At 68.6% G+C, this 8,239-nt stretch carries 5 protein-coding genes and 2 pseudogenes; 2 read left to right on the plus strand and 5 right to left on the minus strand.

Translation table 11 applies throughout. The annotated features are described in order from the left end of the window. The first annotated feature begins 55 nt into the window (after window positions 1–55). Entirely contained in the window at window positions 56–1,645 is a 1,590-nt protein-coding gene (gene cydD / locus A5688_RS09825) for a thiol reductant ABC exporter subunit CydD (RefSeq protein WP_242660193.1), read from the plus strand. Beyond that, window positions 1,632–3,402, plus strand: a pseudogene (gene cydC / locus A5688_RS09830) (thiol reductant ABC exporter subunit CydC). The gene cydD and the pseudogene cydC overlap by 14 nt, the downstream one beginning before the upstream one ends. Here the strand turns inward: cydC and A5688_RS28095 are convergent. From A5688_RS28095 to A5688_RS09855, 5 genes and pseudogenes are all read right to left on the minus strand, one after another. Further along, window positions 3,336–4,736 (minus strand): bifunctional lysylphosphatidylglycerol flippase/synthetase MprF, encoded by a 1,401-nt coding sequence (locus tag A5688_RS28095; protein ID WP_067908343.1) that lies wholly within the window; start codon window positions 4,734–4,736, stop codon window positions 3,336–3,338. The pseudogene cydC and the gene A5688_RS28095 overlap by 67 nt on opposite strands. A gap of 145 nt (window positions 4,737–4,881) precedes the next feature. Next, entirely contained in the window at window positions 4,882–5,730 is an 849-nt protein-coding gene (locus A5688_RS09840) for an acyl-CoA thioesterase II (protein ID WP_120312395.1), read from the minus strand. 91 nt (window positions 5,731–5,821) lie between these two features. Further along, entirely contained in the window at window positions 5,822–7,240 is a 1,419-nt protein-coding gene (pyk, locus tag A5688_RS09845) for a pyruvate kinase (protein ID WP_067908297.1), read from the minus strand. 66 nt (window positions 7,241–7,306) lie between these two features. Then, window positions 7,307–7,756: a DUF2752 domain-containing protein gene (locus tag A5688_RS09850; RefSeq protein ID WP_082955006.1), complete on the minus strand. Its 450-nt coding sequence runs from the start codon at window positions 7,754–7,756 to the stop codon at window positions 7,307–7,309. A gap of 88 nt (window positions 7,757–7,844) precedes the next feature. After that, window positions 7,845–8,239 (minus strand): annotated as a pseudogene (locus A5688_RS09855) (prolipoprotein diacylglyceryl transferase); the annotation flags it as partial.

The following is an 8,239-nucleotide window of genomic DNA, read 5'->3' on the forward strand; positions in this document are numbered from 1 at the left end:
AGACCCCAGACTGTGGCGATTTTCGCCGGCACTGCGCCGCTATCTGGTCGCCGTGGTGGGCTGCGGTGTGCTGATCTCCGGCTGCGCGATCGGCTCGGCGATCGTGTTGGCGGGCATCGTCGCCCGCGTGGTCGGCGATCCCTCAGCACGGACCCTGCACCTCTGGCTGGGGCCGCTGTCAATCCTGTTGGCGCTCTGGGTCGTCCGCGCCGTGACGCAGTGGCTTCAGGCCCGGCTCGGCCAACGGGGGGCCAGTGCCGTCATCGCCGACCTGTCCGGTCAGGTGCTGACGGCGGTCACCGCCAGGCAGCCCGGTGAACTCGCCGCGCAACGCGACGCCGCCGCCGTCGTGGTCACCCGCGGACTGGACGGCTTGCGCCCCTACTTCACCGGCTACCTGCCGACGCTGCTGCTCGCGGCCGTCCTGACCCCGGCCACGGTCGCCGTGATCGCGGCCTACGACGTGAAATCGGTGGTGGTCGTGGCGATCACACTGCCCCTGATACCGATCTTCATGGTGCTGATCGGGCTGGCCACCGCCGACCGCTCGGCGGCGGCACTGGCCGCGATGACGACCCTGCAGGCCCGGTTGCTGGACCTGATCGCCGGCATCCCCACGCTGCGGGCGCTGGGACGCAGCTCGGGCCCGGAACACCGCATCGCCGAACTGGCTGCCGCGCACCGGCGCTCGACCATGGCGACATTGCGGATCGCGTTCTTGTCGGCGTTGGTGCTGGAATTGCTGGCCACGCTGGGGGTGGCGTTGATCGCCGTCGGGATAGGCCTTCGTCTGGTGTTCGGTGGGATGACCCTGACCGCCGGGTTGACGGTCCTGTTGCTGGCGCCGGACGTGTACTGGCCGCTGCGCCGCGTCGGCGTGGAATTCCATGCCGCTCAAGACGGCAAAACCGCCGCCGCGGCGGCGTTCGACCTGATCGGCGAGCCGGCCGCGTCGAAGGCCAAGACTCGGACGGTCACCGCGCGCGGTGCGCGGATGCGCCTCGAGCACCTGGCCGTGGACGGCCGCGACGGCCAGGCGCCACGCGATCTCAGCGCGGTCATCGAGCCCGGCACGGTGACGGTGCTGACCGGGCGTAACGGCGCCGGCAAGAGCACCACCCTGCAGGCGATTGCCGGCATCACCGTGCCTTCGTCGGGCCGGGTCATCGTGGACGGCGTCGACGTCGCCGACCTGGAGCCGACCCGGTGGTGGGCGCAGCTGTCCTGGCTGCCGCAGCGCCCGGTGCTGGTGCCGGGCACCGTCGATGACAACCTGATGCTGTTCGGAAACCTCGACGACGCCGAAACAGCTTGTGCCGATTCCGGATTCGATGCGGTCTTGGCCGAACTGCCCCGCGGGGGCGGAACAGTGCTGGGGCGCGGCGGTGCCGGGTTGTCGCTGGGACAACGACAACGGCTGGGCCTGGCCCGAGCGCTCGGCTCGACGGCCGGCGTGCTGTTGCTGGACGAGCCGACCGCACACCTGGACGCGGCCACCGAGCAACGCGTCCTGCGGGCCCTCGTGGCGCGAGCCCGGGCCGGTGCGACCGTGATCGTCGTCGGCCACCGTGCCCCCGTCCTGGCCATCGGCGACCAGATCGTCGAGGTGGCCGCCGAGCGGGGGGTGACGTATGCCCCGGCCTGATCCCGCGGTGGGTCGCCGCCACCAACTCGCGCCGGCCCGCCACGACCTGCTGCTGGCCGGCGCCGAGCTGTTACGCCCGCGGCTGCCGCGGGTCCTGGCCGCGATCGCGCTCGGCGTGCTCTCGCTGGGCAGCGCGCTCGCCCTGGCCGGCGTGTCGGCGTGGTTGATCACGCGCGCCTGGCAGATGCCGCCCGTGCTGGACCTGTCGGTCGCGGCGGTCGCGGTCCGGCTGTTCGCGATCTCGCGGGCCGTGCTGCACTACTGCGAGCGACTGGCCACCCACGACACGGCCTTGCGCGCGGCCGGCACCGCGCGGGTACAGATCTACCGACGGCTGGCGCGCGGACCGGCGGCGGCCGCCGTCCGGCTGCACAGCGGGGAACTGGTGGCCCGGGTCGGTGCGGACGTCGACGAACTGGCCAACGTTCTGGTGCGGGCCCTGGTGCCGATCGGCGTCGCGGTGGTGCTGGCGCTGGCGGCGACCGCGGTCGTCGCCGCCATTTCACCGGCGGCGGCCGTGGTGCTGGCCATCTGCCTGCTGATCGCCGGCTTCGTCGCTCCCCGCCTTGCGGGCCGGGCCGCCGCGACCCAGGAAGACCTTGCGCGCCAGCACCATTCCGAACGCGACACATCGGCGATGCTTGCTCTCGAGCATGCCCCCGAGCTGCGGGTCGCGGGCCTGCTCCCCGATGTCATCGCGGAATCGCAACGCCGTCAACGCGTTTGGGGCGATGCCCTGGATGTCGCCGCCAGGCCGGCGGCCATTGCCGAGGCGATGCCCACCGCGGCGATCGGGGTCAGCGTGCTCGGCGCGGTGGTCTCCGGGATCGAGTTGGCGCACGCCGTCGCGCCCACCACGCTGGCCGTGCTCATGCTGCTGCCACTGTCCGCCTTCGAAGCGATGACGCCGTTGCCCGCGGCCGCCGTCCAGTTGACGCGGTCACGGATCGCCGCACGTCGATTGCTCGAACTGACCCCGCCCGAACCCGAACGTGCACCGACGAACACGCCCGCACCGGCCGGCACCGGCAGGTTGTCGGCCGACGTGCGATGCGGCCACGACGACGCGGCACCCTCAGCCCGGATCGCCGTGGACCTGCCGCCGGGCGCTCGACTGGCCATCACCGGCGCCAGCGGTTCCGGAAAGACGACCCTGCTGATGACGCTCGCCGGCCTGCTGCCGCCCCTGGACGGGCGGGTCACGCTGGACGGCAGCGCCCCGCACGAGTTCGACGAGGGAGATTTGCGCAGGGCTATCGGGTTTTTCGCCGAGGACGCGCACATCTTTGCCACCACCGTCCGGGACAACCTGCTGGTCGCGCGCGGCGATTGCTCAGATGACGAACTGACGGCCGCACTGGACGCGGTCGGCCTGGGTGCGTGGCTCGCCGGCCTGCCCGACGGCTTGTCCACGGTGCTCACCGGTGGCGCGCAAGCCCTTTCGGCCGGCCAGCGCAGAAGGCTGTTGCTGGCCCGGGCGGTGATATCGCCCGCCCGGATCGTGCTGCTCGACGAGCCCACCGAGCACCTCGACGTCAGCGACGCCGAAGCGGTCCTCCGCGATCTGCTGGCCCCGGATTCGCGGTTGCTATCCCCGGAGCGGACGGTGGTGGTGGCCACGCACCACCTACCCGAGGGGATTGACGTTCGGGAAGTGAAGATCGAGGAGAATCGACGGCCCGCTGCGCGCTCAGAGGTGCCGCCGGCGCGGCATGAACTCCAGCGACAACAGCACGAACAGTAGCGGGACGATCTGAGTCATGGAGATCAGCGCGTAGCGCCGGGCGTCAAGGGCATGCCACTTACGCACGTACCGGTACAACGACTCCAGGGCGATCAACGGGTCCAGAACGTGGGTCAACCCGTAGAAGATGCGCTGCAGCCAACCGCGGTTCTTGTCGTCGAAAATCTCCGGGAACGCGGCGAACGCCAGCGATACCCGCTGCGCCCCAACCTCTTTGCCGGCCATGATCATGTCGACGCTGAGGCGCTCGTCGAGCCCGTTGGGGGCACCGCGCCGGCGCCACGGCACGTCGAGGGTGATGTCGCTACCGCCGCCGGCGGTGGCGTAGCGGTGAAACGCCTGGACCTTGCCCGTCGCGTCCCGGGCGATGATGAGCTGTATTCCGGGGAATCTGCCTTCCAGCACGCCGTCGAGGTTCATGTGGAATCCGCGGTCGGCGTGGGCCCCCTTGGATGACTCCCGCACCACCCCGGTCAGCTCGGCCAGCAGCTTGTCGTCGAGTTCCTGCTCCGACACGATTTCGGTTGTCACACCACAGTTGTGGGTGCGCTTCACCGCCTGACGCAGGTTACGGAACTTGCGGCCCACCATGTCGAAGCTGGACACGTTCACGACCACATCGCGGCCAATCGGTATGGGCCGCAACGATTGTCCCAACACGGTCGAGTCATTCCACAGGTTGAGCCGGCGTTCGCCGCACCCCACCACGGCGATGCGCCATCCGTGCGCGTGGCAGGTGGCGGCGAAATCGGCGACCAGTTCTGGGAAATGGGCCTCATCCCCGATCGGGTCGCCGCTGACCACGGCGATTCCCATTCGCGTCCGGTAGGCCAGAGCCGCGGTTCCATCGGGGGTGAAGTGATAGCTCTTGCCGGTCTGCATGGCGAACGGCGCCAGCGCGTCGCCACCGGTCGCGTTGACCAGTTGCCACACGCGCGGCAGGTCATCGGGCCGGGGATGCGAGGTCGTCGGCCACATCAATGCCATGCCCGAACTGGCGATCACCAGGTCACCGAGCAGATCGAAGGACAACACATGCAGTCCCAGCCCCACCAGCACGAACAAGGCGGCGGCCACCGCGTGCATCGTCGTAACCGGGCGGCCCAGGAAAATACCGCGGGCAATCCACGCCACCGCCACCAGCACCGTCAGCGACCAGGCCAACCGATCGGTGTAGTCCCAGTCCGGGTGCCTGTGGTGCCGAGCGAGAATTTCGATGAACCAGCAAGCCGCGGCGAACACCGCCAATGCGCCGAGCAGGCGGACCGCCAGTGAATCCACCGACACGACAACGCGTTCGCGCGCGCGGGGTCTTGCTACTGTGACGTCCACCACTGGCCCGTTCACATTCACCTCCCGATGCGCTGACAACAGCTTGGCGACTTTCACTACCGCCTCCGCACCGACTACCCGGCTACGTCAAAGTTACGCCCGATCGCGGCCGCATAGGACCCGAATGCGGGGGGATTATTTGCGGCTATCGGGTAACGATTTAGCGGCCCGAAGAGGGGAAATATTTCAAGACGCCCTCTTGCACCACCGTGGCCAGCGGCTGCCCGGACCGGTCGAAGAAATGCCCCGTGCCCAGCCCCCGCGAATCGGCCGCCACCGGCGACGATGTGGAGTACAACACCCAGTCGTTGAAGTTGACCTGCCGGTGAAACCAAATGGAATGATTGGCTGACGCGGCGAATATGCGGTCGAATCCCCAGGAAAGGCCGTGCGTCGTGATAACCGAGTCCAATACCGTCGTATCCGACGAATAGACCATTGTTGCCGTGTGCAATATGGGGTCGTCGGGGACTTCTCCCAGGGCCTTGACCCAGACCCGATTGTGCGGAAGCCGGTCGCCTTTCGTGCGCATCACCCACGCCGGATCGTTGGTGTAGCGCCATTCGATGGGCTGCAGGGCCTTGACGAAGTGCGGGACGGTCTCCTCGTAGCCGCGCAACAGTTCGCCGATCGTGGGCTGGGAGTGCGGCTCGGCCACCTCCGGGGGCGCGATGCCGTGTTCCAGGCCGCGACCACCTGCCATGTAGGAGACCAGCGCCGAGCACAGTAGCGTGCCGTCCTGCATCGCATCCACCCGCCGATTGGCAAACCGGCGCTCGTCCCGCAGCCGCGTCACGCGGAACTCGATGTCCCTGGCGGTGTCTCCCCCGTTGATGAAGTGCACCGACAGCGCGCTCGGCGGCAGGCCCTCACGCAGGAGGCTGCGACTGCTCGCGACGAACGCCTGCGACATGAGCTGGCCACCGAAGGTTCGCATCGGGTTCTTGCTGGGATGCGACCCGATGAACAGGTCGTCGTCGACGCGATCGAGGTCGAGCGTCGCCAGCAGCTCCGCGAAATCCGGATGGGTCCGCGGTGTGGCCGCTGCTACCGCATTCGGCTCTTCGGACTCACAGCCGGCCGGCACACGCTCTCCTCAGTTAGACGTCGTCCTCCCCGATCCGATGCACATGGATGAGGTTTGTTGACCCTACTGTGCCAGGTGGCGCGCCGGCGACGATGACCACCAGGTCGCCTCGCCGGTAGCGGCCGAGTTCCAGAAGCGACTTGTCGACCTGGCGGATCATGCCGTCGGTCGAGGTCATCATCGGGACGATGAACGTTTCGGTGCCCCAGGTCATGGCCAGCTGGCTACGCACCTCGGGCCAGGCGGTGAAGGCCAGCAGCGGCAGCGGAGTGTGCAGGCGGGCCAGGCGCTTGACCGTGTCGCCGGACTGGGTGAATGCGACCAGCGCCTTGGCATCGAGCCGCTCGCCGATGTCGCGGGCCGCATACGAGATCACCCCGCGTTTGGTGCGCGGCACATGCGTCAGCGGCGGAGCGGCCGTGGAATTGTCCTCGACCGCGCAGATGATGCGGGACATGGTCCGAACGGCCGCCAGCGGATACTTCCCCACCGAGGTCTCCCCGGACAGCATCACCGCGTCGGCGCCGTCGAGGACCGCGTTCGCGACGTCGGAGGCCTCGGCCCGGGTCGGCCGTGAGCTCTCGATCATCGAATCGAGCATCTGGGTCGCCACGATCACCGGTTTGGCGTTCTCCCGCGCCATCTGGATGGCCCGCTTCTGCACCAGCGGGACCTCTTCCAGGGGCAGCTCGACGCCCAGGTCGCCGCGGGCCACCATGATCGCGTCGAAGGCCAGCACGATGGCTTCCAGATTGTCGACGGCCTCCGGCTTTTCCAGCTTCGCGATCACCGGCACGCGCCGCCCCACCCGGTCCATCACCTCGTGCACCAACTCGACGTCGGAGGGCGAACGCACGAAGGAGAGCGCGACCAGGTCGACGCCGAGTTCCATCGCGAAGGTGAGATCCTCGACGTCCTTCTCCGACAACGCCGGTGCGGACACGTTCATGCCGGGCAGCGAGATGCCCTTGTTGTTGCTCACCGGGCCGCCCTCGACGACCGTGCAGATGACGTCGTCACCCTCGATGCCGTCGATGGTCAGGCCGACCTTGCCGTCGTCGACCAGGATCCGGTCACCGACGGTGGCGTCCTTGGCCAGGTCCTTATAGGTGGTCGATACCCGGTCATGGTCGCCGTCGCAGTCGGCGACGGTGATCCGAACCGTTTCGCCGTCGGCCCAGTAGGTGGGCCCGGTGGCGAAACGCCCCAGCCGAATCTTGGGGCCCTGCAAGTCGGCCAGCACGCCGACGGCGCGGCCGGTGGCGTCGGAGGCGGACCGGACGCGCTCGTACGCGGCTTTGTGGTCGGCGTAGTCGCCGTGGCTGAAGTTCAGCCGGGCGACGTCCATTCCGGCCTCAACCAGGGCCAGGATCGACTCATCCGAATTCGTCGCAGGGCCAAGGGTGCAGACGATCTTTCCGCGTCTACTCACGCCGACCCAGCATAGTCGTGTGCAACCCCCACGGCCCGCACTTGGCCGACGCCGCGCAGTGTGCTCTTACCCACCAAGAACGGTGGGATACAAGGGGAAGGCGGGCAGGTTACGCAGCACGGTCCACGCGATCGTGGCGACCACGACCATCAGCAACGCCGATCTGGACAGCAATACCTTGCCGCGGGCGCGGCGCAGCAGCACCCACGCTGCCAGCAGCGGGATCCCCACCAGCAGGAAAACGTTGTCGTGGATGGCCGCCGTCAGGCCGCCGTGCAACAGGTCATGCGTCATCCGCAGCCCGCCGCAAAACGGGCAATTCCAGCCGGTGAGCCACTTGAACGGGCACAGCGGGTAGATCGAACTCGGGCTGTGCGGGTCGGCCAGCGCGACGTAGCCGAGCGCGCCGCCCAGCATCACCCCGGTGCCGGCCGCGAGGTAGAGGCGATGACGCCGCGGGCCGTGCGGATGAGGCCGCCCCGGAGCGTGCGTGGGTGGGTGAGGTTGAGGTTGCATCACCTGACGGCTGACCTCGCGTTGGTCACGCTTTTCAGCATGCCAGATCCCGAGCCCACCGCCCCGTGGAATCGGAGTGGTTCGGCGATCAGCGGCCCGACAGCCGGTTCCTCAGTCGTGAGCCCCATCGCCGACGGGTCTCCGGCTGAGCCGGCGCCGTCTTTGCGGCCTCTTCCGCGGCGTTTGCGGGTTCGGGTTCAGCGGCCACCCCAGAGTCTGCGTCGGACGTGTCGGCTGTTTCGGCGACGGGCTCGGCGTCCGAATCCTCGGTGGCTGGTTCGGCTTCCGCCTCGGCTACGGGCTCTTCGGGCTCTTCGGCTTCCGGCTCTTCACCTTCGGGCTCTTCAGCTTCCGCTTCGGGCTCTTCGGCCTCGGGCTCTTCGGCTTCCGCTTCGGCCTCTTCGGCTTCGGGCTCTTCGGCTTCCGGCTCTTCAGCTTCCGCTTCAGGCTCTTCGGCTTCGGGCTCTTCGGCCTCCGCATAGT

The sequence above is a fragment of the Mycobacterium mantenii genome (genome assembly GCF_001667865.1).
Classification (GTDB): Bacteria; Actinomycetota; Actinomycetes; order Mycobacteriales; family Mycobacteriaceae; genus Mycobacterium; species Mycobacterium mantenii_A.